Origin of the sequence: Haloplanus sp. C73, from assembly GCF_051195115.1 — an archaeon.
Classification (GTDB): Archaea; Halobacteriota; Halobacteria; order Halobacteriales; family Haloferacaceae; genus Haloplanus.
Genome location: NZ_JBNTJZ010000002.1, coordinates 363,189 through 388,914, shown reverse-complemented (window position 1 = coordinate 388,914; position 25,726 = coordinate 363,189). Strand labels below are relative to the sequence as shown.

Sequence of the window (25,726 nt, the reverse complement as noted above, 5' to 3'; positions counted from 1 at the left end):
CCCGACGCATACATATGCATCGTGAGTGCGTCGGCGACGGTTCGGTCATGCTGTCACCTCTGGCTCGATATCGCTACAGATGCGAGAAATCTGACCTTGTGAGAGCTCGACTATATCAGATAGCTGTGACTGCGAGAGCAATCCACGTCCGTATGCAGCACGAATGAATTCATCCCGCTGTTCTCGCTCGGCTTCGTCGCGAGCTTTCTCGACGCGCTCCTGGTGCTCGTCGACCGGGACGTATTCCTCGCCCTCGCCCTGGAGCTTGTCCCACTTGTGCTGGTCCAGGCGCTGGTAGACTTCGTCGCTCTCGGGGAGCGCGCCCCACTCGATGTTACAGATGGGCTTCGTGTACGTTTCGTCGCGGAAGGGGTCGTTCGAGAGCTCGTAGACGCGAGCACGACCGCGTCGTTGCACGAGCACCCAGTAGTGGGCGAGCTTCCGAACTGTCTTGTCGATCTGCCCGATATCGGGCATGTTCCAGACGGCGTACTTCTCGCCGACGCGACCCATCGACACCTTCTCGTTCATTTCCTTATTCACCGTCGTCATCGCATCCCGACTGTTGATGCCCGCCTCGGCTTCGTCGAAAACCAGACCCGATCCTTGGTCGTGCTGGACGTAGGCGTCGATGAACTCCTCGGGCGAGTTCGTGACTTTGTCGGGCGTCAGTCCCTCGTCGGTGCGGTCGAACGCTCGTGCCAGTTTAATCGAAAGCGTCGTCTTCCCGGTCCCACGCATCGCGTGGTAGTCCGACAAGAGGATAGTGAGTTCCATGCCCTTCTCGGCGTGCTCCTCGAACTCCTCGTAGAACGGCGTGTCTTCGAAGTCGACGATCCACTCGTCCATGTTCCAGCCGTCCGGGAACGATGGGCCGGCGGCCTGTGGGTGCGCATCTCGACGGAGCCCGCCGCGATACGCGAGCGGTCCCATGCCAGCAGGACCGGTGAAATCCTCCCAATCGCTCATAGTTCACCCGTTGGCAGCGCGCGGTCGCTCTCTTGGAGCAGTCCACACTCCTCGGCAGCGAGGTCACAGTAGCGCGCGGCGCGCATGAGGACGGTCGGTTCGAGGCGCTGAGGGACCTCGACGGTCTTCGTCGATGCGCTCCAACGGCCGCCGTCGACGGTCTGTGTCTGGGTCTTGTTCTGCCACGCAGAGAGTCGTTTCAGTCCACACGCCCACTCGTAGAGTGGCCGTCCCTCGTCGTCGGTTTCCTCTCGTTTTTGCGGTTCGACAGGGAGGTCGCACTCGGGGCAGGGTTCTCCGGCGTCAAGGTCGACATCGTCGCTGTCTCGATCGTGTTCGTGGCCGCGGGCACAGACCCATATCTCGGTTATGAGGCGTTCTTCGGGCCACAAGGGTGCCGACTCCCAGAGTTGCTTGACCTCGCCCGGTCGTTCGGCGATGTAGGGCACGAGCGCCTCGAACCACGAGAGCACGGATTCGTGGAGGTTCGAGTGGGCCGCCTCCTTCGGCACGTCATCGGCCGTCCGATTCCGCACCGAGAGCCAGAGGTGGCGGGCTTCGAGGCACTGCTGGTAGGCGCGGCGGATGTTCGAGTGGCCGTTGCCGTCAGCACTTGTCGCCATGCTCGCCTCCAGAGAGGTTGTAGACGATGTAGCCGTTCTGGAAGTCGATATGAACGGGGAGGTCGTCGCCTTTCGAGGCTGGGAGTCCACGCGGCGCGGCTGGCGGCACGGTGATCGAATACCGACCGTTAGCACTCTGTTGTAGCGAATAGGTCCCAAAGGCGGGCAGTTCTCCATTCATGGCTTTCTGAACGGCCGCTTGCGCCTCGATATCGGTGTCGGGACGTGTTGAGTGGGCCATTAGAAACCCGTACGTAACTTATCCATAAAAATCATGTATAGTGTATAGATAATTTCTTTAATATACTACTGGGTTATTATTGGGTCAGAATTATCACACGCCGATAGGGCAGTTCAATGTCCATGTCCGCGACCGCGGCCCCGGAAGCGGGGCCGACGACCGAGCCCTCGATTCCGCAGACTGGAATCCGAGGTAGTATCGCAGCTGCTGGCCGACGTCTCCGAACTGGCAACCAGAAGGTAGACACTGCCGTCGACGCGGCGGTCGGTGTCTGGCTCAACGTCCACGAGAAGGCCTCGGCCAAAGCCGACGACTACGTCGACCGCGACAAGACCGTCGCGCACAACATCATCGGCGCGACGATCACGCTCGGCATCTCGGTCATCATGCTGATCCTGATGGCCATCGTCGCCGGGTACTTCGTGGCAGAGGCACCCTCTGATGGGGCCTTCAGCCCGGCTATCGAGCAGGTTGAGTCCATCGGCGGCACGGCGTTCATCCTGCTCGCCGTGGCACTGCTCGCGGTGCCAGTCGTGGCCGTCGTCGGCTACTTCATCAACAGTGGTCTCGGCGGCTTCATCCAGGCCGGCGGCGGGATGCGTCGGTAGCACCCCGAGAACCACCCTCTCGCAATTTTCGATACAGGAAACCACAGAATCATGACAAACAAATGGGCCGCCGCGGTCGTGCTCCTCGCCGTCTGCCTCGTGTTCGCTGCGGCTGGCGCACAGGCACTGAGTGCATCCTACAGTGAGACGACCGAGACACGCAATGCCTCGGCAGAGTACGCCGACCAGTCCCCACCGGTCCTCGATACCGGGCGGCAGGTCGGGGGGACGATCTCGACACTGCTGCCGGCACTCGCCTACGTGGGCGTGCCGATGGGTATTCTCGGGATTCTCTCGCTGGGGGGGATTGCGTACCTCAAAAACCAATCGCCAGGAGGGATGAGTCGATAATGTACGAGACGCAGTACATCCTCCTGTTCCTGGCGGGTGTCCTTCTGACGACAGGAGCATGGACGGACCGCGCGACCGGCTTCTGTGCTGGTGCCGGTGTGTTCGTCTGGCTGGTCATCGGCTTTTCTTCGATGGCCCTGGTCGCCGGCGACGGCGCCGGCGGCACCGACGTGTATGCCTCGACGGCGCTCGCGTGGCTCTGTTTCGGTAATTCAGCGATGCACGTGATCCGGCTGGGCATCCACATCCACGACCAGCTGAAAGACGCCGACGAAGACGCAGCGGCCCTCGATCCGACACAGGCACTCGACCAATCTGACACGCAGACACCACAGCCATGAGTTCCACACCTCGAGACCACGCCGACGAGATAACCGAACAGCAACTCCGCAACGGTGCCATCGGCCAGGCGACCGAGAGCGCGAAGATCGACCAAGCGCGTGGCGGGCGCTCCCAGACGTTCATCGCGGAGATGGGCGATCCTGGAATCAGCCCGGACGAGGGGGCGAGCGATTTGGAACGGCGTCTCTCGGCCGAACTGTCGCTCCACCACGTGTTCGGCAACATTACGCGTGAGGAGTACGAGGGCCTGAAAATCACGAACCAGGCCTTGGCGATGCAGTTCAAGGCCGAACATCCGAGGGCTGCCGGCCCATCGTCGAAGTGTGTCGGCCGGTACCGCCAAGAGATGTTCGGCGAGGACAAGGCCGTGCTCACTGACGACCGCGCCCGTGAGGCCGACTCCACGCTCGGCGAGGAAGGTGTGCGGTCGATGATGCAGTCGAAATCCGTCGACGCGATGGCGCTCGAGGTTGCGACGCGTGTCAAGTCCGTCGTCGCGACTGAGGGCACCGGCGGAGGCAACGGCAGCGACGGCCTGATGGGGTCGCTCAAAGGCGCCCTCGGAATCGGGGGTGACGACTGATGCTCGGTGGTCTGAAAGCGCTGATTCCGGGCACGGCTCGCTACTCCGAGAAACACCACGTCAAATACCTCCACAAGAAGGCGAGCGGGCACGATGCCCTCCTGCTCGTCGAGTGGGAGGACGGCAAGCTCACCGAGCTCGGTGCCGATGTCCATCCGGAAATGGACGGCTGGTACCAGGCGACGAACAACCTGATATTCGCGCCAATCGGCGAAGGGACCGACCCCGTCGATTACTACGGCGTCTCGGTTATCAAATGCCACGCCCAGATCGCCTGTCCGTTCTCGACAGAGGCCTGTCTCGCAGCCGAATTCGACGAGGCGGGTGAGTTCCGCTACCAGGTCGACCCGGACAGCAACACGACCCAGCGCGTCGTCGAGGTCGAGATGGGCGACCAGCCCGCACCTGAGGAAGGCAAAGCCGCGAACGGACAGGGCGAAGCCGTCGCCGACGGTGGGGCTGAAAAAGTCCGGGAGTACGACCTCCGACCGCCAGCTGGCGCAGTCGGATACTCGTTCAGCCTGACGCAAGCGAAACAGCGTGCCCCGAACGCCATCTCAGCGAACATGGTGCGACGGGCGGTCGAATACGGCAAGGAGAAAGCCCGTAACGAGGGGCGGTACATGAAGGGACTACTCCACGGCGGCGGGCTCGTCCTCGGGACGCTGATCATCCTCGCTATCCTCTACATCATCGGCGCCTCGGTACTCGGTGGCGGTGGCGGCGGTGGCGGAGGTGGCGGACAGGTCCTATCGATTCTGGCGCTGCTCGCCGGTCCGCGACTAAAGAGTGTCTGGGGCGAGATTCGAGACGAGTTTAGCCTCTACTGGAACGCTATCAGAGAGGACCCAATACTCGCTGTCTGGGTGGCCTTCTCGTCGCTGTTGAAGGTCGCCACCGGGGGGCTGTTCCTGATAGGGTACGTCCTCGCGACTATCACGGGCGCACTCTTCTGGGGCCAGTTTCTCGACCGGCATCCTGAGGTCGCGACAACGACGGTCCAGTGGATCGGCGGTCCACAGCCATTCTCCGCGGTACTCGGAGACTTCTACTGGATGGCAATGGCCGCGCCGTTGGTCGGGTTCTGCTACTGGTACGTCCGGTGCGCCGACGACCTCGTCCGGGAGCGTTGGGGGCCGACCGATGCAGAGTAGCTGTGCCTACTGGAGCGGCTTCCATGCTCGCGCCTCGCGTGGTGTGACCCGTCTCGCACCGGGGACGGAGGGCGGGTAGCATGGGTGCCCGGTCGGGATCGCTCGGCTGGGTCGTCATCGCGGGCGGCATTAGCATCGGCGTCGCCTCGGCAATGTGGGGGTTGCTGGATTCGACGTTCATCGCGACACTGATCGCGACGGACTCCTGGCAGGCTCCCGCCGATTCGATTGCCGCGACGGGGCGGGACTACGTCCTGACTACCTGGAAGTGGCTCTTGCTGATAGTCGTCTTCCGCGTCGGCCTCGAGGCTGTCATCGCCGCCCGCCTCAGCGGCGCGACCAGCTGGCTCCCTGTTGCGACGCTGCTGCTCGTCTTCACACACATTCTGGTTGTGCTCTACGCGCTCGTCATCCCGGAGATGGCCCAACCGCTGTACGAGCTGGCCATGAACGATTACAACTTCGCACTTGACGCGCTCCCAGGGACTGAGACAGCCGTACGCTTCAGCTACGAGCTCGCCGTCGGAATCCTTCCAGCGGTCTTGCTGGTCATCGCCGACGGCTACTATCTGAGTGCACCGATCCGGAACGATATGCTCAGGAGGGGTATCTGATGCGCTGGCGTCACGTCTGCGTCGTGTTCGTCGCGTTGCTCGCGATCTCTGCGGCGCCGGTCGCGGCCCAGAACGCGAGTGCGATCGCGAGCCAGCACACGACCTTCGGGACCGCGGATGGCGAGGCGGCGCCGACGACGCTCCAGAACATGGCCGTCCAGGGGAGCGGTGAGTCGGCAAGTATCGTCAGCAGCGGCACCTCGCCGGTCGACCAGTTTGACGACGGCGATATCAGCGAATATCATCACGATCTCAGTACTGCCGAGGCACAGACCAGCGTCGTCAAGCAAGGCAGCCACGCGCTGCGGATGGACGCTTCGGCGTCAGGTCGCAATTATATTGCTACCTCGTCCCCAGAGACGCTTCCCCAAGCCGGCGACGACTTCTCGGTTTGGATTCGTGGCAGCAGCGGTAATGAAGACCCCCGGGTTATCTGGGGCTATCAAAATGGAACGTACCGGCCGGCCGGATACGTCGGGATTGTTAACCTCGACCTCAACGCAATCACTCTCGCACGACGCGACACCGATGGCTCGTACGAGAAGATATCGAATGCGTCAACGAGCGAGTTGAGCGCAGATTCGTGGTACCAGATGGATGTCTCGTGGGGAGCCAACGGTGAGATAACTGCGACACTGAAAGACAGCTCGGGGGCCGAACTTGGGTCCACGAGCGGGACTGATACGACCTTCAGTTCCGGCGGTATCGCCTTCCAAGGTCACAACGGCGGCTCAACTGAGACGTCCGTCTATTTCGATGATTTCTCCATCACCGGTGAATTGCAGGGCGGCGCGACCTATCTCGGTGCCGTCCACGATGCCGAGCGTGTCCAGAGCGGCTGGACCGACCTCTCGCTGCAAAACGCCTCGGCAACGCTGATCTGGCAGGCAGACCCCGACGGCGACGGCGTGTGGAGCAACGTCTCGTCGACGACAGTCAGCTCGACCAGCAACGTCACGGCCGACCTCTCGGGGACAGAGAGTGACCGCTGGCGGGTGCGCATCGACTTCGAGGCGACTGGCGCACGCGCGAGCGCCGAGCTCCACGACGAAGGACTGTTGTTTGAGCCATCGTCGCCGAGCCTCTCTGATCCCGACCCGGCCGGCGAGATTGCCGACTACGATGGCGATATTAGCATCAACGTCAGCGACCGGGATCTCGGGTTGGCACAGGGAGATACCGTCGTCGTGGAGGCTGTTGATGGCGACGGCAACCAGATCGGACAGCAAAGCGTCTCCAACAACGGCACGGTATCGTTCTCCCACGACGCCGTCGCCGGTTCGAACACTATCGAGTGGACCGTAACCGACAGCTACGGCAACAGCGACACGCTCACACAGACGTTCTCGACGCCGGAGAAGCTCTACATACGGCCTGAAAGCGACCCTGATGCGCTCGTCAATGGCTCGAACGTGTCGATTGAAGTGCGTTTCTACGCGGAAGACAGCATTTACACGCGGACGACATCCGACGGTGTCGTGAGCCTCGCGGGACTGCCGGCTGACGCCCGATTCGCAGTCGTCGTGTCCGCAGATGGCTACTACCGGCGGCGGGCGATCGTCGATTCACTCTTTGAGCAGCAGTCCGTGTATCTGCTCAACGACTCTAAATCGGCCGTCGAGAAGCAGTTCGTACTCAACGACGTAAGTGGCACCTTCCCAGCACAGTCGACGCGCATCTACATCCAGCGGAGCATCAGTAACTCGACCGACTACCGTACCGTGGCCGCCGATTACTTCGGCGCGACATCGGCGTTCTCGACGTTCCTCCAGACAGATCAGCGCTACCGAATCATAATCGAGAACGACCAAGGCGACCGGCGAACACTCGGGAGTTACACGCCCGTCTCTGCCAGTGTCGAGCGACTCAAAATCGAAGGCGTGGGGCTCTACGAAGAGAGCCAAGACGGATATATCGCGAATTCGTCGACGCGGCGGCTCGACAGTGGCCAGCGACAGGTCATCGTCCGCTACCACGATCCCGCAGCGGCGACCAGCCGATACGAAGTGCGCGTCCACGAGCGAGGCGACCCATCGAACGTCACCTTCGAGGAGACGGTCCGCGACGGGCCGATTCAGAACTACTCGGCGTACGTCGACGTGGCGAACGACACGAGCTACGTCGTGAACTGGACCGCAACGCGGAACGACCAGCAAATCAGCGGCGCACGTCCCGTCGGCGGCGGCGACCTCGGTATCCGAATCCCGCTGCCAGAACAGTGGCTCGGGACCATCGGGCTCGTCATCATCGTCTTCGTCGGGTCGCTCGCCGGCGAGCGCTATGCCACGCACCTCGCGCTGGCGGTCGTCGCGTTCGCGGGCGTCCTGATGTACCTCGCGGTGATTGACCTGTTCATCCCCGGCTGGTGGGGAGCGCTGCTCATCGCGTCTGGTGGCCATCTCGCCCAACGGAGGCCAGCATCATGATACAGGGAATGCGAATCGGCGTGACGATGATCGCGCTGGTGCTCGCTCTCTTCACGCTGAACGCGCTCGGCATCAGCGCCGTCGCTGGTGTCGATCCGGGAGCGGGCGGACTCCAGCGCGAAGACGTCGGTGCAATCAACGAGCAGGGGAAGAACGCCGAGATTCAGGGTACGGGCCAGCAGGACCCCGGCTTCTTCGGCGTCGCAGCGGCATCGATTCGGACGTTCAGTCAGCTCTGGACACTCATCACGAACACGAAAGGTATCCTCATGTCCTGGTCCGTGCCGTGGCCCATCGCGTGGTCGGTACAGGCGATGGTTGACTTCGTGTTCATCTACGGACTCTACCAGATCGCTCGCGGGGTGAACCTCTGATGCAGACCGACTGGTTCGAGCTGTGGCGCGACGGGCAGTGGTTCGAGGCGACGTTCGGTCCCGTCCTGAGCTTGCTCGGTGAAGAGGGAACGATTCTCTTGCTGGGCGTGCCGCTGACGCTGGCGCTCTGGATACAGACCGAATCGCTGTACGTCCCGGCGACGATACTCGTACTGTTCGCCGGATTGATAATCAGCGGTGCGCCCCCAGCGGCGGCGTTCGTCGGCTACATGATAGTCGTCACAGCGACGCTGCTGGCGTACCGCTCGATATACTCCTCGGGGAGGCCGATGTGAGATGTCACGAACACCGCGCTGGTGGCGGGCACTTCCGACGTGGGCACAGGTCCTCTGGCTCACGACGTGGCTTCCCGGTGCCGTCTGCCACGAACTGACGCACGCGCTCGTCGCCGAGCCGTGGGCATCCTCGACGCTCGATTTCGATGAGATAGCCTGTCGCTTCGAGTGGGATGGCGACTACTTCCTCGCGCGTGCCGTCGCGTACATCGCCCCGCTGGTCGTGGGCAGCGCCCTCACCGTCGGCCTCTGGCTGACGGTGGCTGGCCAGCCGGGGACGCTCGTCGAACTCGGCATCGCGGCCTACGTCTACGTCAATCTCGGCGTCTACACGGTGGCGTCGGCCGTCGACCTGCATCGATGCGCTATCTATCTCTTTGCCTGGTTTCGCTCGCGAACAACGACAGCGACACACACAGAATAATGGTAGACGATAATACACCAACGACCGACACGATTGCAGAGGGTGGCGGCGAACAGGCGCGACCAAATCTGCAAGAAATCAACGAACGGCCTGGACAGACGAGTGCGCTCGAAGCGCGGCGCGCGGTGGCCAACGAATCCGACCGCTATGGTACAGACGACTTGGTCGTCGAGGACGGCGAGGTCCGTGTCCGCGACGAGACGCTCAGACAGCAGGCTGCGGAGGACAGCATCTACGACGAGGACGAGTTGCGCGTCACCGAGGACGGCGCCGTCGAGGCCAAACGAGAGCCTGCGCCCGAGCAGGTGGACCTGACGCTGTGGGAGCCCGGCGACGGCCAGGGCGAAGTGACGTGGGTCGGGCCGGACGGTCAGCGAATCGAGACGAAAGAGAACGCTGGCGCGACCGAGGAGGACCCCTATTTCGCGAGAGTCGACGTCCCCGAAACTGAAGGGAAGTGGCGGCTGCAGGTTGGTGGCGAGACGGTCGACCGCGTCGATGTCGGTCCAGCCGGCGCAGCCCGCGACGTCAGTAGTGCCGAACTGAATCGTGGCTGGAACGGCCAGGTCATTAACCTCGACGAGGATGAGGGGACTACGACATCGTACAGTTCCCAGTCGGCGTACGCCTCGGAGAGCGACGACCCCGACACCGTCGCTGGTGCCGGTGCCGCCGAGGCACTCCAAGCTGGTGCCGAGCCCGAAGCGTTGAGCCAGCGAGGGCCGATTAGCGAGGCCGAGGGCGAACGCATCGCGGCACAGATGGCCGAGCGGCAGTCGGACTCGTCGAGAGAGACTATCAGCGACCCGAGCGACCTCGCCGACGCAGACGAGAACCAGCAGATTCGCGACCGAATCGCGAGCGACGTTGAGGGGGTCTCGGCTGACGAACTCGATATCGTGGCGACCAGCGGAGGCTACGAGGTCGTGGGTCCGGGTGGCGGCACGATATCGTCGGCCGGGAGCGGCGCCGGGGTGCCGGGGCGCCAGCCGACCGACGCGACGTACTCCGGCCCAGGGCGCTCCGTGGGGGACCGGAGTACCGGCGCTGGAACCACGGCCGCCCTCGAGGCCGCCCGCCGACAGGTCCGTACCGAGGTGGCTGGCCAGTCCGACCGCATCGACGAGCGCGACGTTCGGACAGAGGTCACCGATGGCCGAGTGCGTGGATACATTCCTGAGACAGAGGAAGCCAGAGACAGCGAGAGTGGCCGCCGTATCATTCGAGGCGAGGGAGGAGCTATCGGCGACAAGCCCCCTCGCCGAGAGGCGTACGCTGGTGGCGTGGACGTCCTACTGGGCTCGGTAGATGATGCTGTGGGTCGCGCACTTGAGGCGAACGCAGAGGCACAGCCCGGTGGAGCACCCTTCGAGGCTGGCGACGAGATGCTCGGGTCAGTCGACGAGGCGGTCGGTCGTGCGACGCGCGCCAGTGCGGCCGGGAATCGTGACGCCGCGGTGAGCAATCTCACTGGCGGGCTGGACGAGACCTACGACACGGTCGTCTCAGACACGCGCCGACTGCTTGCTGACCCACCGAGCGCGCCAGAGAGTGAGAGCACCATCGTCCCCGGTCCGACTGGAGGCGCAGTAGAGGTCGGGGCAGCGCTGGGAGAAGAGATGCGGTCTGCCGAGGTCGAGCGCGATACGACCGACCGCGTCACAGAAGGCGGGGTGCTGTCCGAAGCCGACGAGGAGCGGCTCCGGGATGCCGGCAACCAGTTCGAAGCCGACTCACAGGTCGCCATCGACGAGTATGTCAGCTCGACGCCGACAGTCGTCGCGAACAGATACATTCGCGCCGGTCTCGAAACAGTGGGTGTCGACACGGACGTCGAAACCACCATCCAAACGCCAATCGGCGAGGCGACGGTCGATACGGTTCGTGACGGTGAGGGGCCGACCGAGAGACTCAGCGAAGGCGCAGGCGAATCCGTCGCCCAAGTGACGAACGTGTTCAACATCGCCCAGGGGGCCGAGACCGGCACCGAAGTGGCGTCGAACGTCCCAGACGAAATCCAGCAGGACAACACAGCTGTCGTCGGTGCAAGCGCGCTCGCAGTTGGACGCGAAACCGGCGAATCCATCGCCACCAACGCTCGGACGGACCCGACCCAATTCGCCGGGTCGATAGCTGGTGAGGCGATCATCGGTGGTGCGGCCGGGCGTGGTCTCGGGATGGCTGCTCGGCGCACGGCCGACCGCGCTCGGACTGCTGGCGGGACCGAGATCGACCTCGGACAGGTGACCAATCCGCAGACGATGGCGTACTACCGCGGTGAGTCCGACGCCGAGGACGCGACGTTCCCCGGCGCTGACGACCCGCCGCTGTACGAGTCCGACCCACCCGAAGCCGTTCGTCGGCAGTCTGAGCGGTACACGCCGACCGTGATTGAAGACCAGTTCGAGCAGGCGGGTGTCACCGAAGGCGCTGACCTCAAGAAAGCCATCGAGACCGAACCCGACGGCCCGGGTGCGTCGGATTCCCGGATCGGCACTGGAACCGGCTTCCGAACGCAAGAAGGGGACTACGAGAGCCCTGGTGGATTCTTTGGGCCGGAACTCTCGCCGTACTTCTTCGAGATGGGCGAGCGGTCCTACAGTCCTGTGCCGGGCCTCCCGAGCATGGGTGGTCGACCAACGGGCGTCGTTGCACGCACTGACGTCGCCGCGGCAGACGTCGACACGATGGACGAGTTCAACTCCAGACTCCGTGATGAGTGGGCGGGAAGCACGACCGCGCGCACCAAGCCGCCGGGGACAGACGACTTCAACACTGGCGAGGCCGAGGTGGTCGTCCCTCCCGGGGCCGACTTCCGCGCCGTCGACGGCGTGGCCAGTGGCGGCAATCGCTTCGGTCTCGGCACGAACTTCTACACCGAGGTCGAGGGGCGTCGCGTGCCGCTTCGCCTCGTCGCGCCCGAGGACCAAGTCGACACCGGTCCCAGCGGGGCGGTGCCGGACACCGACGTCGGCGCTCAACCGCTGGAGTCGTACTACCGCGCTGCGGGCGACAGCGTCGACCGACCAGCACCGACGCCGAGTTCGCCGACCTCGCCCGCGCCGAGTCGTGGCATGTCCGGAGGCGACTCTCGCGGCGTGAGCGGTCCCATGAGCGATTCGCTGTCGGACGCGTCGCGACGGTCGGACCGTGACTCGCGTCGCGTGACCGACCCGGTGAGTGGCGGCCTCGGCGCGGCTGGTCTCGGCGAGCGGATTAGCTCTCCAGATAGAGACCGCGGAAGCACGATCACGTCTGTCGGGACGCCGGGTGGGTTCGATGAGGATCGAGTTCCGACGGGTGGCTCTGATATAGGGACTCGCGAGGACTTCGGTGGCGGTAGTACATTTAATCTCGGCAATGGTGGCGGGAGTACTGGGGACGATAGAGATTGGGGGGATGGCGGATTGGGTGATAACCGCCGTGACTTCGACTTGGAGTTCGGATGGGACACAGATGATCGGGAATACGACTTGGAGTCGTCAGTCGCACCAGTCACCTTCGCCAACCGAATCGCCTCTCCCTCCGATTTCCTCTTCTAACTCTAACAGAAGTTTTGCGTAGCGTATACGCGCACCTCTCCGTTAATCTGAGTGATGTAGATACCGTGGCCGACATTTTCCCAAGGCTCTCGGAGGATGTTCTCCTTGTGTGGTGGAGAATTCATCCAGTTGTTCGCGAGATGTCGGGCAATCTCTTTTTCTGTTGTGAGTAATACAGTTCCCTCTGTTGGACTATCTACTCGGGAAAAAGCGACCGTGTACGCGATGTTCTCCGCACCCGACAGGTAACGGTCTCCACCAGTCGACACTCGACACTGGTATCCAAATTTCTCGTAGCGATCCTCCATCGTCCCGCCACCAGGAGATTCGTGAGCGAAGTAGCCCAGTCTGGCCATATCCCTCGAATGGTATCGTGCGATTTCGATCAAGTCGCTATCCCGATCCAGCTTTCTTAATCCCCGGTTCGTTCGCTCTTCATTGATATATCTCCGCAGGTAATGCTCGATTTCGCTCCGGTTGAGATTTTCACCAGCTGTGTTTTGGTCTGGCGTCGCCGTCGCAGTAGGCGTCGCCGTTGCGTTGGTCGTGGCGGCCGCGCCGCCAGCGGAACTCAGCGCCCCACCAGCAGAGATGGAGATGGGCGTGAATAGGAGGACGCAGGCCAGCACGATGACTCCGAGGCGCTTCCATGTAATCGAGCGCCGGAACTGTCGAGCGAACACCGAGCGCGTGAACAGACGCGTGACGGGCCAGCCCTCGACCCAGTCACACTGTTGTTCGGGTTTTGCAACGTGAGGGTGCTGGTTGATGCGGTGGTAGCATCGAATGACGGTGTCGCCTGCACGCCGGGACACGCGGCGCCCACATCGCTGGCACTGCCGAGAGTGACGGGTGTCGTCGCGATGGTACCAGTATTTCGTTCGGTAGTAGGTCGCGATGAGGGCGCGGATGCCGACGTAGACGAGCAGGGCGGTCGCGACGGCGACGGTGAGACTGGCTCCGTCAGCATAGAGCATCGCGGCCGCAGCGAGGGCGAGCGCGGCAGCGAGGATAGCCTGTCGCCAGCGCATACGCAGGCGTACTGGTCAGTTGCGTGAAAAGGTAACGCTAGGTTGATTAGTGGTCGCCGGAGCTGGGAGGACTATCGCCATTCGATCGGAGAAGAGATCGCGTTTCCCAGAGGTTGAGTAGGAGTGCAGCACCGCCGATGACCATGCCAGAAAACCCGATACCCATATACAAGGCGATCAACCAAGGGCCATCTATCTGGTTCCCGATCTGTGCGGCCCATTCTACTTTCGGAGCGGTGGCTAATCCGTAGGGGAATACGCCACCGAGAACCACCCAGATAGAGTACGTGAATATCTTATTTCGCTGGCTGAATGTTTCTCTATTGATGGCAATTGGTACAAGAATCAGGCCGAGTATCGCCGGAATAACCCCGAGCGATCCAGTCAGACCTGTGATTGGTGCGCTTGCCCAAACTGTGCCTACAAGCAAGAGTGATGCAGATAGGTAGAGAAGCTTCAAACTGTTCTCTTGGTTGGTTTTTCTCACCATAGACAGATGGCGTGGGTCGATTGACATAAGAAATCCCCAAAGAGCGAAAGTAAAAACACCTAACCTACGTTTCGTCTGTTTCAACTGGAGCGACGCTTCAGGTGCGATTTGAGGTGTGCGGTGTATTTTGTTGGGTGTGACCTTCGTCACACTCCCGAAGGGGATAGTCCCGCCCCGCGGGACAGACCCGACCGCGGAGGCAGTCGGCGCCGCCGCTCCTCGATGTCGCGACGCCCACCGAACACAACCAGAGTAGACCTACGGCGCCGGAGTAACGAAACCTAATTTGCAGAAAACCGAAACCGAGATGGTGTTGCCACTCACCAGTCGTGCGCTACCGGCGCATCGAAACCTCGTGAGCTAACCGTTCAGAATCCTCACGGACGAACTCACCGTACACTGTCTCGAACGCGACGGTGTCCGGAAACCGATGCAGCGGTCGCCCCGACTTTCGCCACGCGATACGACCCCACTTGATCACCTCGGGTGCCCATTCGTAGGAGTCGGACTTACGCATCGAGAGCGCTGTACGAAGTCGCAGCTGCTCGCCATCGGCAGCATCCTCGATCTCGGCAGCGTAGCGGTTGACCCACTTCTGCCACGCTTTCCCCTTCCGGTCCAAGTCACGCGGGTCCATACCGGCGATGCGCTGGAGCGCGGCCGTCGCAGCGTCGACGCTCCGATTCATCACGTCCAAGACGTCGCGAATCTCGTCGCGAATCTTCCCTGAGATGAACTCGATCTTCCCGTCGTCGAGTCGTAGGATCTCGTCGAGCTGCTGGAGATGCCGATAGATAGTCGACCGAGACCAGTCTGTCTCCGAGCGAACCTCGTCGACGTTGGTCCCGCCGTCGGATATCGCAGTCTGCTCGAGGATGTCCTCGGCAGCACTGTCGGGATCAAGTTCGGAGAACAGCCGCATGATGGTCGTCTCTTGGCGTTGCTCGATCTCCGGCGTCGGGTCATCGACAAGCGCGACCTGTCGGCGCTCGTCAGCGAACCTGTCTCCGGAGAAGTGCCAGTCCGAAACCCACCACGGACCCGGAGAGACGGCGATGCCGGCCCATGAGGCGACGTTCAGTGCGTAGCTATCCAGTGCCTCGACCAGTTCGTAGCGACGGCGCCACGGCACGGACTCGTCGCCGTTCAAGCCCTTCTTGAACAGTGCTCCGAGCTTCGGATGGGCGAGCGGGTCACCCTCTTCGCGACCGCCAGGGTGCTCGGGTTCGTACAGCTTCAGTTGCGTTCCGATGGCGCCGGGATCGTCGTCCAAGTCGTCGTTTCGACGCTCGGCGTCGGTTGGCTCCCCCGCGCCAGTAGATGTCGAGTTATCCCCAGGATCGAACGCCTTGCGGACGGCACTCTTCGTCAGCCGTAGCTGGTGGTTCCAGCCGACGACCTTCCGGTTGTCCGCTGAGTAGACGACCTTGCTCCCCTCCTGGTCGGCGAGGAGTTCGAACAGCGATTTGAACACGCCGTCCGACCGCGTGATCTTCTCCGCGACGTCGCTCGAGGGACGAACGTACCGCTCGTGCTGGGTAATCGTCGAGTACGGATGCAGGTCACCGCAGAAGTACTCGTCATCCCAGGAGCGCCCGAGTCCCTGCGCGATCCCGCGGAGCAGGAGCGGCACGAGGTATCGAATCTGGTCCAACTCGATGTTCACCGAGTTGTTGATGTGGACCGCGACCGCCTCGCCGAGATCATTCGGTACGGACTGGGGACGACGGTCTGGACACTCGTCCCAGCCGAGTCGGGGCTTCACCTGAATCGGAAGCTTGCGTTCTTGGTCCGCGTAGGCGGTGATGTCGAACTCGTAGAGCTGGTCGACGTCGTCGCTGGGGCGTGGCTCCATCCCGCTCTTGTGGTACGAGAAGGTCACGCTCCAGGAGCGGTCACCTTCGCCGCGCCACTTCGGAATCTCGATTTCGAAGCTCTTCGAACCCTCTTCGAAAGACATGAACAGCGACGACAGCGCCCAGTAGGGTCGGTCACCGTGCTCGTCGAAAACGAGGTCACCACGGGTCTCGTGGGGCGCCGGAGCGATGTGGTCGGCGTGGTCGTCCCCCTCAACGCGGAGATGGCGCAGGGGCGACTGGAGACCGGGTTGCCCGGACGCCGGCGTGACTTCGATCACGCACTCTCACCTCGATCCACTGCGTCGAGCACCTGTTGCGCGCGCTGGCTCGGCTCGTCGCCGGTGATGAATCCGCGATGGGCCCCCTCGGCGAACGGCGGCAACTCGACGGCCGGCATCAGCGGCAGGCTCAGGTCGATCCACCGGCGCTCCCCGTCGGATTCACGAAGGAACCAGTGCGTTCCCTCGAGGTCGTCGTCGACATCGCTCCAGGAGAGACAGTAGACCTCGTGCTTGCAGCCGGTCGCGTGATAGTACGACTCGGCAGCCGGGTAACACAGCTGGCCCAGCGGATCGTCGACGTCGTCCTGAGCGTACTCGTCTTTCCGGAGCTCGGGATGTGCACGCAGGTACTGCCGAATATCGAAGGCAGTCTGGTCGGGGATAACCAGCACTTCCTCAGGCCGGACGTACCCCTCGCCGTGGCAGAACGAACACGAGTCGTCATGCATACAGCGCCCGCGCCCACGGCAGATGTCGTCCCAGCAGTTGAACCCGCGTCCGCGACAGGAGGGACAGCGCCGCGTCAGGCCGCAGTGACACTGCGGTGTCGGCTGGTTGCAGCGCCGACAGACGTTCATCGGTTCGAAGTGGTCCGTCACCGCTCGTCACCTCGGAAGATATCGGCGCCGTCGAGATCTGTCCCACACGACGAGCAGAACGAGTCGCCGTAGAGGACGCGTTGCGAGCACTCGGGACACTCGCCCTCGCAACTCTCGCGATACGTCACGCGTCCTCACCTCCGTCGGTCGCGGCGCGATAGCGGTCGGAGTCGACGTGGTTGAGCTTCCGCTCGCCACCATCCCGGTCGACCCACGTCGCTGGCGTCGACGTCGACGGCGTCGCCTCACGTCGCGCCTCGATATCGACATCGGCCATCCGCTCATCACGGTCGCCGAGCTCCTCGAGTTCCGACTCGCGCTCGTCGAGCCACTCCATCACTTTCGTCCGATGGTGCTCAGAGACGACCCCAGTCGAGGCGAGGTTACGCTCGACGGCCTTCCAAGCTCGCAGGGTCGCGATGAAGTCGATACCGCGGATGCGCGCCCGAGCGAGTTCGAGGTCTTCGAGGCGGTCGACGTCCAGGAACCGCGCAGGGTCCTCGCCGATATCCTCGGCGACGCTCGGGAACTCCTCGCGGTCCGATTGCGACCCGCCCATCATGGGCGACCACGCTCCTCGACCTCACACACGTCGAAGACGTTGGTCCACGCCAGTTGCGAGTAGTCGCTCCGACCGTCGCCGCCGTCGAGCCACGAGGGGATGAGGTCCTCGAGGACGGTCGCCGGAACGATCTTCAGCGCGAGCACGTCCCGGTCGTCGGAAGTGCAGACGGCGAACAGATACACGCCGCCGGCGTCGACGAGTGCCTTGTGCTGTTCCGGGCGGAGGTAGAATCGACCGCGCTCGCCGGTCGACATCCGGCGAACAACGCTCTTGATTTCGACGGGCGTTCCGCGGTTGACCACGCAAAGGCCGACCATCGGCAGGTCGGACGCGGGGTACACGGCGGTCGTCGCGACGGCGTCGTACTCGATGGCGACGTCGTCGGGAACGAGATTCAGTTCCGTGACGCGACTGACGACGTGCGTCTCGACACGTTCGCCCGCGCGCTTGTTCGCGGCGACGGTGCGGCTCACCGTCGCTCACCTCCCGACTGCTCACTGTCCGGAATTACTGACCGGTCGATGTCGATACAGTCAGCCAGCGCAGAACGGCGCTCACAAATCCGTTCTTCCACTCGCTCTTTCGCATCTTCGTCGATGTGCTCAGTAATCGCATCTTCGACGAGGTCTTCGAGGTACTCGCGCTCGAACTCTTTCAGCGCGTTCAGCTCGACGTTGGTGTCACGTCCCTCGGAGACGTAGCGCTGGAACCACTTCTTGATAGTCGCATCCTTGTCCGAGGACGAAGGTACCGGATTCTCGGGAAGGTCGAACCGCTCGATGTGCTCGGTGTTGAGCGCTTTCCGCTCCATGGCGAACGTCCCGTCTGCATTTGACCACGAGAACGGAGCACCGTATTCGGCGTCGTAGTATCGCGGGTCATCCGACTCCGGGAACTCGCGGGCCATCGGGATACCGTAGTACCCCATCGCATCGAGGATGCTGACGGGGGCGTGGAATCCCGACGGATTGTAGTCTCCGAAGTAGAGGATTCGAATATCTTTCCCTTCCGCGAGCGGCTCCTTCAGGCGCTCACACGCTTGGTAGACTTTCGAGTCGGACCAATCGCCGCGCGTGGCTTCGAGCCGGATGTTGTACTGCTGGCAGACAGGTTTGAACACCGACGCGAGACTCTGCTTTTCGAGCCACACCTCGACGTAGGTCTCCTGTTCGCGCCAGAAATCCTCCCAATAGTCGTTCCAAACGTCCTCGACGCGGTCAGCGAGGAAGTGCTCGGGGTCATTCCAACCGGACGACTGCGTGTGTTCTGCTGTCCGTGAGGCATCGACAATCTGACCAGGATCGATGTATCCGGCACGTCGCCCTTTCTTCACTGCCCGCTTGATGTAGCGGTACTCCCACTTGTGGCCACGAGATTCGAGGGCGTAGTAGCAGTCACGGACAGTCCGCTTCTCGCCCGAGGACAGCACGTCCTGAATCTGGGTGAGGATGGTCCGGTACTTTTTGCCCGGATTCCAGTCGCCTTTGCTGGATTCAGAACTCATCCGAAGGTCACCCCCAAGCCGTTGAATTCGAACTCGTGCGGATTGCCACACTCGGGGTAGTACACCGGCTCAATAACGCTTCCAGAGTGCTCGCTCACCGTCGCTCACCTCCCTCTATTTCGAGGTCGGCAACATCGCCGAGACATCGAAGCGCCCGCCGGAGCTTCGGCTTCGCGCTGTCGGCGTCGATGACAGTGACGAGATATCCGTCGCGATTCAGAAGGACGGTGCCGCTCGGCCGATGGAAGCGCACTTCGTCGGCCTCGAGGCCGTGTGGCTCTGGGATGACGCGGCCCTCCCTCCAGGCGACGACCGGACCGTAGCCGGTGTCGTCGCTCCGAGCCGCCCACCGGTCGGCGGCGTGGTCCGTGAGACGAACGTAGTCGTCCGTCATGTTCCCACCTCGAAGGTCTCGAAACCGCAGTTCGGACACTGATACTTCCAGTCCTCTCCGAGAGACGGGCCACCGTGTAGGTGCCGCTCGTCCCAGTCCTCGCCGCCGTTCCACGGCTCGCCGCAGTTGTGACACTCCGCGTCATCGAGTTCGTTCTCGGGCGGCAGTGGTTTCGAGCGCGGACGGAGCTTCCGTAGCTCGTCCACGGTGAGGTACTCGACCGCCAGTAGCTCGTCGACGGATCGTTCAGTACTGCTTGGCGAGTGATCGCTCACCGTCGGTCACCTCCCTCGAGGATGTCGCGATAGCGCTCGGGGATGCTCGTCCACCCGCGCCGTTCGTCGACGAACCGAATCCACTTCTCGACCGTCCCTTTTCGGAGGAACTTCCGAGGTGCCGGCTCGGTGCCCGGCTCGTCGAGGACATCGAGAACGTGGAAGAACGCACAGCGCTGGTGCAGATGGAACGCGCCTGTTTCGTCTTGCCCGATGACTTCGTCGTAGCGCGTCACCGAATCGATCTGGAGTGCGCGGGCGAGCGTCGCCGTCTCGATACCCGGCCCTGCGACGAGCGGGCCGTCCTGACCGACGTCGACGACAGTCGCGAACGTCCGCTCTTCGAGTTCCCCAATCGACCGACTGACGACGACCACGTCGCCGACCTCGAGGTCGTCCGTGGGGACGCCCTCGGATTCGACGGTGGTGCTCACTGGTCGTCACCTCCGTCGGTCGCGACCCGCTCCGACGACTCGTTTTGAAAGACTGGACCTCCGTTAGGCAGATGATCTGGTCGTTGCGAGCACCAAGACTTGTGGCCGTACTCGATGTTCTTCGTGGGCGAGCGAGTGCATCGCGCGTTGCAGTCGGTGCACCGGAATTCGCCTTGCCCGTCAGTCGGAAGCGGACCGTGCTGCCGACTCCGAAGCTCCTCGGCGGCGATATCGAGGAGCGTCACGGACGACACCTCCCGTCATCGCGGGCAGGACAGTCCTGTGGCTCCTCTTCGATACGGGTCCCACAGTACCAGCAAATGGGGTCGGGAAGATCCTCGAGTCCGGGGTCGCGGACACCCCGGCTCATTGAGTCTCACCCTGACTTAAGAAGGTACTCGCCGTGTGGCGTTTCGGGTTTATAACCGAGTGGGACCGCCCGGATTTGAACCGGGGTCACGGGCACCCAAGGCCCGAAGTATACCAGGCTAACCCACGGTCCCGCGTCTTGCTCTGCGCCGCGCGGGCGCTAAAGGATTTCGTTCAGTCGGCGCTAATCGCACACCCGTCGGTGTACTCGATGTCCTCGATGGAGTCGATAGGGTCGTCGCCACAGACGGGGCAGTCGGGGTCTTCGGCGTAGGGGACCGTCTCGAAGCTCATGTCCATGGCGTCGTAGAACAGGAGGCGGCCGACGAGCGGGTCGCCGGCGTCGAGCAGGACCTTCACGGCCTCAGTCGCCTGAATGCAGCCGACGGTGCCGGGGAGGACGCCGAGGACGCCGGTCGTCGCGCAGTCGGGGACGGTGCCGGGTTCGGGCGCTTCGCGGAACAGGCAGCGATAGCAGGGGCCGTCGGGGTGGAGCGTCGTCACTTGGCCCTCGAACTTGTAGATGGCGCCGTGGGAGACGGGAATACCGGCGAGTCGGCAGGTGTCGTTGACCAGATACCGCGTCGGGAAGTTGTCGGAGGCGTCGACGACGATGTCGTAGTCGGTCAGGAGGTCGGCGTTGTCGGGGTCGAGTCGCGTCTGGTAGGTTTCGACGTCGACGTCGGGGTTGAGGTCGGCGACGAACTCCTTCGCACTCTCGACTTTCGGGGCGCCCACGTCGGCGTCGCGGTGGATGACCTGCCGTTGCAGGTTCGAGCGCTCCACCACGTCGTCGTCGACGATGCCGATGCGACCGACGCCCGCGGCCGCGAGATACTGGATGACGGGGGCGCCGAGACCGCCGGCGCCGACGACGACCGCACTCGAATCGAGCAGGCGCTTTTGCCCCTCCGGCCCGACTTCGTCCATGATGATGTGTCGGGAGTAGCGGTCCAACTGCGTGGCGTCCAGCGAAAGCTCACTCATACCACCTACTCCGTGGTCGAGGAGGATAAATCCGCGCCGTTCGCACTCGATAAATCACATGCTACGATATGAAATCGGAATAGCGCCAGCGCGCGCCCCCATCCCAGAACGGTTTTATGGATTTAGGCCAGCCTAAACGACATGGAGCAAGAGGACACCGGGCGGTCGGCGCTGACGCGACGCGACTACGTGACTTACGGCGCCGCGGCCACCGGCTTGCTCGCCGGATGTGCGGGCACCGCCGGGGAGTCGAACGCGGGCGAATGGACGGGAGAGACGTACGAGGCGACGCTGGCGCCGGTCGGGACGGTCGAGTTCGAGGCCCCGCCGGAGAGCGTGATGGTGTACAACCTGCTGTATGCGGACATGGCCGTCGCGTACGGCCACGGCGACGCGGTGAACTCGCTCGGCTTCAGCACTGAAGTGGCGGGGGCGCTCGACGCCTTCTACGAACGGCTCGACGGCATCGCGTTCGACCACACTGGGCTCGCACAGCTCAACTCGGAGTCGGGCGGGCTGACCGTCGACCGGGAACTGTTCTACGAACTCGACAGCGACCTCCATCTCGTCGACCCGGCGCTCGTCTGCTCGTTCGACGGGTGGGACGTCGACGACGTCGAGACCATCCGAAACAACGTCGGGCCGTGGTTCGGCAACAACTACAGCCGCAACAACACTCAGCCACCGGAGCCCTATCGCGACGCCTACGAGTACTACACGCTCTGGGAAATCGCGTCACAGGTCGCCACCGTCTTTCAGGCCCGCGACCGCTACGACGCCCTGAAATCGATACACGCGGACCTCGTCGACACCATCCAGTCGAACCTGCCGCCCGAGGCGGAGCGACCGACGGTCGGCTCCGTCCTCTACATGGGGGAGACGTTCTACCCCGCGGAACTCAACACCGCCGGCTTCGCGAAGGCCCACACCCGCCCGCTCGGTGCCAACGACGCCTTCGCCGGGGACGACGTGTCCTACGAGTCGTCGTACGACTTCGAGACGCTACTCGATATCGACCCGGATATCCTCCTCCACCGCTACGGCTACTCGTACTACGACGTCGACGGTATCAGGGAGGAGATTGCGGACCACTCGGTAGGGGGCCAGCTCTCGGCCATCGAGAACGGCCGGTTCTACGCGGGCGGCAACCCGCTGCAGGGCCCGCTGATGAACCTCTTCCAACTCGAGATGACGGCGAAACAGCTCTACCCCGAGCGGTTCGGCGAGTGGCCGGGCTACGACGGTGGGGCGTACCCCGAAATTCCGCCGGACGAACGGCTGTTCGACCGCGACCGAGTCGCTAACATCGTCGGCGGCGCGTAGTCAGGAGAGAAAGCGGTCGCTGACGTCTTCGTCCGGGACGCGACACCCCTCGCGCTTTCCGAACCAGTCGTAGCGGTTGGCAGCGATGCGGTCGTACAACCAGTCCCGAACGTCTGTGGGGAGGAGCCGCGCCACTCGCGCCACCCGATACGGCCAGCCGAGATGCTCGGCGATGCGAATCGCGGCCGCGGATTTCGTGTACGCGCGGCCACCCTCGACGAGAACGACCGAGTCAATATCGCGGAGCCCGTGACGCGCGAGCAGTTCCTGTCCGGCCGCTGATTGCAGGGCGGCGAACCGGAGCCGACCCTCGGAATCGTGGTCGAGCAAGAAGTTCACGAACCCGTTACAGAGGTTACAGACACCGTCGAAGAGGACGATTGGACGGTCGGTCACGCGCGCTGGCTCCGCGACGCCACGACGTCGAGGCCGGGGCTGTAGTAGTACACCGGGTCGGTGTCGGGCCGGGCAAAGCCGTTGGCACGCACCACGGTGTCGGTGTCGACGCTCGCCTCCGCCTCGTACAGCGTCCACGGGTCGTGTCGCACGTCGGTGTAGCGGAGCGAGCCGTCGGACGCCTCGGTGTAGAACCGATAGCGCTCGACGAGGAACTCAGCCAGCGGGTCGTCGGGGGCGTCGAACGGGTCGCCGGTCGGGGCGTACGTGGCCGCGTAGCGAGCGGGGCGGGCGCCGGGGTGGCGCCGCCGACTCCGGAACCGTACCTCGCCGTCCGCTGTCTCCAGCGAAATCCGGGCGTAGTAGTAGGGGAGGTGATGGAACAGGCGAGCGCCGACGACGCTCGCGAGGCCCTGTGCGTCGAGGCTGAAGAAGTAGACGCTCGGGACGCCGTCGCGGGTGACGTAGGTCCGGACATTGAGCTCCGGGAGTCTGACCCCGAGCGCCCGGGGCGCCCCTCGCGGCCGGACGGCGACGTTGGTGAAGGGAACGACGGAGAGCCACGCGGCTCCGTCGTGCCGGTCGGCGTCGAGCGACTCCGGAAGGTGGGCGTCCATCAGGTCGGGGTCGACGGGCCAGTTCTCGAACAGCAGGTGCCGCCAACCCATCTCCAGCGGGCAGACCATGTGGCTACGTCGGGACGCATCGAGAAGAGTCCTCGCCCGTACTCTCTTGACCCCGGCGCGAGACGCAGGCCCATGTCCCTCCACGAACGCCTCCGACCGTGGCACGGCGTCCTGCTCGCCGTCTTCCTCGCCGGAACGGCCCTCATGCTGTGGCGCGCCGACGCCCTGACTACCAGAACGGCCCTCTCGGCGGTGCTCTCCGGCCTGTTCGGCACCGTCGTCTTCCAGTTCACCGTCGGCAACGTCTGGGGGTACGCCGTCGAGTATCACAACGCCGGCGGGCAGTGGACCGACTGGCCGTTCCTTCTCCCCTTCGTCGCCGCCGCCGTCTCGGGTGTCGCCGTCGCCGTCGTCACCGGAAGTGTCGCCGCCGGAGCGTGGACCGCGTTCTGGGCGTTCGTCGTCGTCGCCGGCCTCGTCGCCGTCGGGACGTGGCTCGTCGTCGGCTACCGCGAAACTGGCGCCGGTCAGTAGACGAGCGCCCGCCAGACGAGTTCGGACGGCCGGAGCGCGCCCAGCGCCGACGGACGCGCCACGTCGACGCCGACGGCGAACTCGTGACGGACGCGCGAAGCGACACGCGTCGAGTCGTCCCCCGACACGACCGTACCGTCGAACCGAACGTCGATTCGTTCGAGCGTCGCCGTCTCGGTGTCGACGACGGCGCGAACGTGTGCGGCGCTCACGTTCGAGAGACGGTCCGGCCCGTTCGGATGCGTGGCCGCGAACACCGCCTCGGGGTCGGTGAGTTCGAGGACGAGTCGGCCGTCCCCGCGCTCTGCGACGCGCCAGCCGTCGACGCCCGCCGCCGGCGGCTTGAGGCCGCCACCGGGCGCCCAGTCGTAGCGGTCGGCCCACGAGACGTAGTCCGGCGTGGCCCGGACCGTGTGCCCGTCGGCGGTCCGCGACCCGAGCGCGACGATATCGAGGCCGCGAGTCGGCGGCGACCCCGTGCCCGCCGAGGCGTACACGGACGGTCCGTGCGCCCGGCCGTCCGTCGTCTGCCGGTACTGGCGGTCCGTCCGGTCGATTCGATGCTCCACGACGAAGGGGTCGGCGTCGGGGGCGAGGACGGCGACGCGGTAGCGGTGGTCGGCGCGGAACGTGTTCGCGCGCGCCGTCGCGTAGGCGGCGTCGGGGTCGTCGGGGAGCGACGCCGCGTGTGTCGCAGTCGGGCGCAACTCCGCCGCCCGGACGCCGCCGACAGCCGTGCCGGCGGCGACGAGGACGACGAGAATCAGGGCCACGCGGCGCCAGTCGGGCGGCGACGCCTCGGCGGGCGCGGCCGCGACCGACCGGGCGGCGAGAACCGCGAGCGCGAACGCCGAGCCGAGGACGGCGATAGCGACGCCGAGTGCGAGGCCGAGGCGGCCCCCGGCGCCAATCGCCGTCGCGACGGCGACGACGAGGAGGCCCGCGAACGCGAAATGGACCGCGAGTAGCCTCGCGACAGCCGGGGGCGACTCGCCGGCGCCCACGAGCGCCGCACCGAGCGCGCGACCCGGCGAGTCGCCGGCGACGACGCGGCCGACGGCGGGAGCGGCGACGACCCAGCCGAGGAGGGTGCCGACGCTGACGCCGAGGATGGCCCCGCCGACCTGTACCGAGAGCGACGTGAGCGCGTCGCCGTATCCGAGCCAGTACAGCGCGGCGCGGGCGGGCGTATCCAGAAGGAGGAAGCCGGTCGTGCCGACGGCGACGGCGAGGGCGTGGCCACCCACCGCGACGGCGAACAGCGCCGGAAGCGACGGGCGGCCGGTGTCGTCGGAGTCGAGAGAGGGCGAGAGCGCGGCCCGAACGCTCGGCGCGGCGAGGCCGAGGACGACGACGCCGACCGGCGGGCAGAGGACGGCGAGCGGAATCGAGTCTACCAGGATAGCGCCGACCCGAACCGCCGTCTCGGCGACGGCGGCGAGCGCGGCGAGTGCGAGTAGACGGGGGCTGTTCAGGGTGGCGCGGACGGCCGGACGGAGGGCGGACACGTTT

At 64.2% G+C, this 25,726-nt stretch carries 31 protein-coding genes and 1 tRNA gene; 13 read left to right on the top strand and 19 right to left on the bottom strand.

Features of this window, described 5'->3' with window-relative positions:
- Window positions 1–45: 45 nt before the first annotated feature.
- Genes ACQUSQ_RS06395 through ACQUSQ_RS06385 form a run of 3 tightly spaced genes read right to left on the bottom strand, consistent with a single transcriptional unit; the run spans window position 46 to window position 1,833 of the window.
- Complete coding sequence (locus ACQUSQ_RS06395; protein WP_435067706.1) at window positions 46–969, bottom strand: hypothetical protein; 924 nt, start codon at window positions 967–969, stop codon at window positions 46–48.
- Entirely contained in the window at window positions 966–1,592 is a 627-nt protein-coding gene (locus tag ACQUSQ_RS06390) for a hypothetical protein (RefSeq protein ID WP_435067705.1), read from the bottom strand. Before ACQUSQ_RS06390 ends, ACQUSQ_RS06395 begins: the two co-directional genes overlap by 4 nt.
- Window positions 1,576–1,833 (bottom strand): hypothetical protein, encoded by a 258-nt coding sequence (locus tag ACQUSQ_RS06385; protein WP_435067704.1) that lies wholly within the window; start codon window positions 1,831–1,833, stop codon window positions 1,576–1,578. The genes ACQUSQ_RS06390 and ACQUSQ_RS06385 overlap by 17 nt, the downstream gene beginning before the upstream one ends.
- A gap of 122 nt (window positions 1,834–1,955) precedes the next feature.
- Between ACQUSQ_RS06385 and ACQUSQ_RS06380 the strand changes: the two genes are divergently transcribed.
- From ACQUSQ_RS06380 to ACQUSQ_RS06330, 11 genes are all read left to right on the top strand, one after another.
- On the top strand, window positions 1,956–2,441 hold the full coding sequence (locus ACQUSQ_RS06380) for a hypothetical protein (RefSeq protein ID WP_435067703.1): 486 nt from the start codon (window positions 1,956–1,958) through the stop codon (window positions 2,439–2,441).
- Window positions 2,442–2,519: 78 nt separating this feature from the next.
- The gene (locus ACQUSQ_RS06375; RefSeq protein WP_435067702.1) at window positions 2,520–2,792 is read left to right on the top strand and encodes a hypothetical protein; all 273 of its coding nucleotides are present in this window, start codon (window positions 2,520–2,522) and stop codon (window positions 2,790–2,792) included.
- Window positions 2,792–3,133, top strand: coding sequence for a hypothetical protein (locus tag ACQUSQ_RS06370; protein ID WP_435067701.1), 342 nt, complete (start codon window positions 2,792–2,794; stop codon window positions 3,131–3,133). Before ACQUSQ_RS06375 ends, ACQUSQ_RS06370 begins: the two co-directional genes overlap by 1 nt.
- A complete protein-coding gene (locus ACQUSQ_RS06365; RefSeq protein ID WP_435067700.1) occupies window positions 3,130–3,717 on the top strand; it encodes a hypothetical protein in 588 nt (195 codons plus the stop codon). Before ACQUSQ_RS06370 ends, ACQUSQ_RS06365 begins: the two co-directional genes overlap by 4 nt.
- Entirely contained in the window at window positions 3,717–4,871 is a 1,155-nt protein-coding gene (locus tag ACQUSQ_RS06360) for a hypothetical protein (protein ID WP_435067699.1), read from the top strand. Before ACQUSQ_RS06365 ends, ACQUSQ_RS06360 begins: the two co-directional genes overlap by 1 nt.
- Before the next feature lie 80 nt (window positions 4,872–4,951).
- Window positions 4,952–5,485, top strand: coding sequence for a hypothetical protein (locus ACQUSQ_RS06355; protein ID WP_435067698.1), 534 nt, complete (start codon window positions 4,952–4,954; stop codon window positions 5,483–5,485).
- Window positions 5,485–7,911, top strand: coding sequence for a hypothetical protein (locus ACQUSQ_RS06350; protein WP_435067697.1), 2,427 nt, complete (start codon window positions 5,485–5,487; stop codon window positions 7,909–7,911). The genes ACQUSQ_RS06355 and ACQUSQ_RS06350 overlap by 1 nt, the downstream gene beginning before the upstream one ends.
- Entirely contained in the window at window positions 7,908–8,285 is a 378-nt protein-coding gene (locus tag ACQUSQ_RS06345; protein WP_435067696.1) for a hypothetical protein, read from the top strand. The genes ACQUSQ_RS06350 and ACQUSQ_RS06345 overlap by 4 nt, the downstream gene beginning before the upstream one ends.
- Window positions 8,285–8,581 (top strand): hypothetical protein, encoded by a 297-nt coding sequence (locus tag ACQUSQ_RS06340; protein WP_435067695.1) that lies wholly within the window; start codon window positions 8,285–8,287, stop codon window positions 8,579–8,581. The genes ACQUSQ_RS06345 and ACQUSQ_RS06340 overlap by 1 nt, the downstream gene beginning before the upstream one ends.
- 1 nt (window position 8,582) lies before the next feature.
- On the top strand, window positions 8,583–9,005 hold the full coding sequence (locus tag ACQUSQ_RS06335; protein ID WP_435067694.1) for a hypothetical protein: 423 nt from the start codon (window positions 8,583–8,585) through the stop codon (window positions 9,003–9,005).
- Window positions 9,005–12,547: a hypothetical protein gene (locus tag ACQUSQ_RS06330; RefSeq protein WP_435067693.1), complete on the top strand. Its 3,543-nt coding sequence runs from the start codon at window positions 9,005–9,007 to the stop codon at window positions 12,545–12,547. The genes ACQUSQ_RS06335 and ACQUSQ_RS06330 overlap by 1 nt, the downstream gene beginning before the upstream one ends.
- Window positions 12,548–12,549: 2 nt before the next feature.
- Here the strand turns inward: ACQUSQ_RS06330 and ACQUSQ_RS06325 are convergent, their stop codons facing one another.
- From ACQUSQ_RS06325 to ubaA, 13 genes are all read right to left on the bottom strand, one after another.
- The gene (locus tag ACQUSQ_RS06325) at window positions 12,550–13,578 is read right to left on the bottom strand and encodes a CAP domain-containing protein (RefSeq protein ID WP_435067692.1); all 1,029 of its coding nucleotides are present in this window, start codon (window positions 13,576–13,578) and stop codon (window positions 12,550–12,552) included.
- Window positions 13,579–13,624: 46 nt separating this feature from the next.
- The gene (locus ACQUSQ_RS06320; protein ID WP_435067691.1) at window positions 13,625–14,095 is read right to left on the bottom strand and encodes a hypothetical protein; all 471 of its coding nucleotides are present in this window, start codon (window positions 14,093–14,095) and stop codon (window positions 13,625–13,627) included.
- Window positions 14,096–14,402: 307 nt separating this feature from the next.
- Window positions 14,403–16,205: a MarR family transcriptional regulator gene (locus tag ACQUSQ_RS06315; RefSeq protein WP_435067690.1), complete on the bottom strand. Its 1,803-nt coding sequence runs from the start codon at window positions 16,203–16,205 to the stop codon at window positions 14,403–14,405.
- Window positions 16,202–16,807: a hypothetical protein gene (locus ACQUSQ_RS06310; RefSeq protein WP_435067689.1), complete on the bottom strand. Its 606-nt coding sequence runs from the start codon at window positions 16,805–16,807 to the stop codon at window positions 16,202–16,204. Before ACQUSQ_RS06310 ends, ACQUSQ_RS06315 begins: the two co-directional genes overlap by 4 nt.
- A complete protein-coding gene (locus ACQUSQ_RS06305; RefSeq protein ID WP_435067688.1) occupies window positions 16,804–16,935 on the bottom strand; it encodes a hypothetical protein in 132 nt (43 codons plus the stop codon). Before ACQUSQ_RS06305 ends, ACQUSQ_RS06310 begins: the two co-directional genes overlap by 4 nt.
- Entirely contained in the window at window positions 16,932–17,366 is a 435-nt protein-coding gene (locus ACQUSQ_RS06300) for a hypothetical protein (protein ID WP_435067687.1), read from the bottom strand. The genes ACQUSQ_RS06305 and ACQUSQ_RS06300 overlap by 4 nt, the downstream gene beginning before the upstream one ends.
- On the bottom strand, window positions 17,366–17,845 hold the full coding sequence (locus ACQUSQ_RS06295; RefSeq protein WP_435067686.1) for a hypothetical protein: 480 nt from the start codon (window positions 17,843–17,845) through the stop codon (window positions 17,366–17,368). Before ACQUSQ_RS06295 ends, ACQUSQ_RS06300 begins: the two co-directional genes overlap by 1 nt.
- Complete coding sequence (locus ACQUSQ_RS06290; protein ID WP_435067685.1) at window positions 17,842–18,876, bottom strand: hypothetical protein; 1,035 nt, start codon at window positions 18,874–18,876, stop codon at window positions 17,842–17,844. Before ACQUSQ_RS06290 ends, ACQUSQ_RS06295 begins: the two co-directional genes overlap by 4 nt.
- Window positions 18,877–18,970: 94 nt before the next feature.
- Complete coding sequence (locus ACQUSQ_RS06285) at window positions 18,971–19,270, bottom strand: hypothetical protein (RefSeq protein WP_435067684.1); 300 nt, start codon at window positions 19,268–19,270, stop codon at window positions 18,971–18,973.
- Window positions 19,267–19,545 (bottom strand): hypothetical protein, encoded by a 279-nt coding sequence (locus tag ACQUSQ_RS06280; protein WP_435067683.1) that lies wholly within the window; start codon window positions 19,543–19,545, stop codon window positions 19,267–19,269. The genes ACQUSQ_RS06285 and ACQUSQ_RS06280 overlap by 4 nt, the downstream gene beginning before the upstream one ends.
- On the bottom strand, window positions 19,542–19,979 hold the full coding sequence (locus ACQUSQ_RS06275) for a hypothetical protein (protein ID WP_435067682.1): 438 nt from the start codon (window positions 19,977–19,979) through the stop codon (window positions 19,542–19,544). Before ACQUSQ_RS06275 ends, ACQUSQ_RS06280 begins: the two co-directional genes overlap by 4 nt.
- A 430-nt stretch (window positions 19,980–20,409) precedes the next feature.
- Window positions 20,410–20,482 (bottom strand) — tRNA-Pro (locus ACQUSQ_RS06270).
- 40 nt (window positions 20,483–20,522) lie between these two features.
- A complete protein-coding gene (gene ubaA, locus ACQUSQ_RS06265) occupies window positions 20,523–21,335 on the bottom strand; it encodes an SAMP-activating enzyme E1 (protein WP_435067681.1) in 813 nt (270 codons plus the stop codon).
- A gap of 141 nt (window positions 21,336–21,476) precedes the next feature.
- On the opposite strand from ubaA, the gene ACQUSQ_RS06260 reads away from it, so the two are divergent.
- A complete protein-coding gene (locus ACQUSQ_RS06260; RefSeq protein ID WP_435067680.1) occupies window positions 21,477–22,658 on the top strand; it encodes an ABC transporter substrate-binding protein in 1,182 nt (393 codons plus the stop codon).
- Here the strand turns inward: ACQUSQ_RS06260 and ACQUSQ_RS06255 are convergent, their stop codons facing one another.
- Both ACQUSQ_RS06255 and ACQUSQ_RS06250 read right to left on the bottom strand, forming a co-directional pair.
- Complete coding sequence (locus ACQUSQ_RS06255) at window positions 22,659–23,054, bottom strand: thiol-disulfide oxidoreductase DCC family protein (protein ID WP_435067679.1); 396 nt, start codon at window positions 23,052–23,054, stop codon at window positions 22,659–22,661. It lies immediately after the preceding gene.
- Complete coding sequence (locus ACQUSQ_RS06250) at window positions 23,051–23,740, bottom strand: YqjF family protein (RefSeq protein WP_435067678.1); 690 nt, start codon at window positions 23,738–23,740, stop codon at window positions 23,051–23,053. Before ACQUSQ_RS06250 ends, ACQUSQ_RS06255 begins: the two co-directional genes overlap by 4 nt.
- A 72-nt stretch (window positions 23,741–23,812) precedes the next feature.
- Between ACQUSQ_RS06250 and ACQUSQ_RS06245 the strand changes: the two genes are divergently transcribed.
- Window positions 23,813–24,214, top strand: a complete 402-nt coding sequence (locus tag ACQUSQ_RS06245) for a hypothetical protein (RefSeq protein ID WP_435067677.1) — start codon at window positions 23,813–23,815, stop codon at window positions 24,212–24,214.
- Here ACQUSQ_RS06245 and ACQUSQ_RS06240 read toward each other — a convergent pair.
- Window positions 24,208–25,722 carry a hypothetical protein gene (locus ACQUSQ_RS06240; protein ID WP_435067676.1) on the bottom strand — a complete coding sequence of 505 codons (1,515 nt, stop codon included), beginning with the start codon at window positions 25,720–25,722 and terminating at the stop codon, window positions 24,208–24,210. The two genes, ACQUSQ_RS06245 and ACQUSQ_RS06240, sit on opposite strands and share 7 nt — an antisense overlap.
- Between the last annotated feature and the right edge of the window lie 4 nt (window positions 25,723–25,726).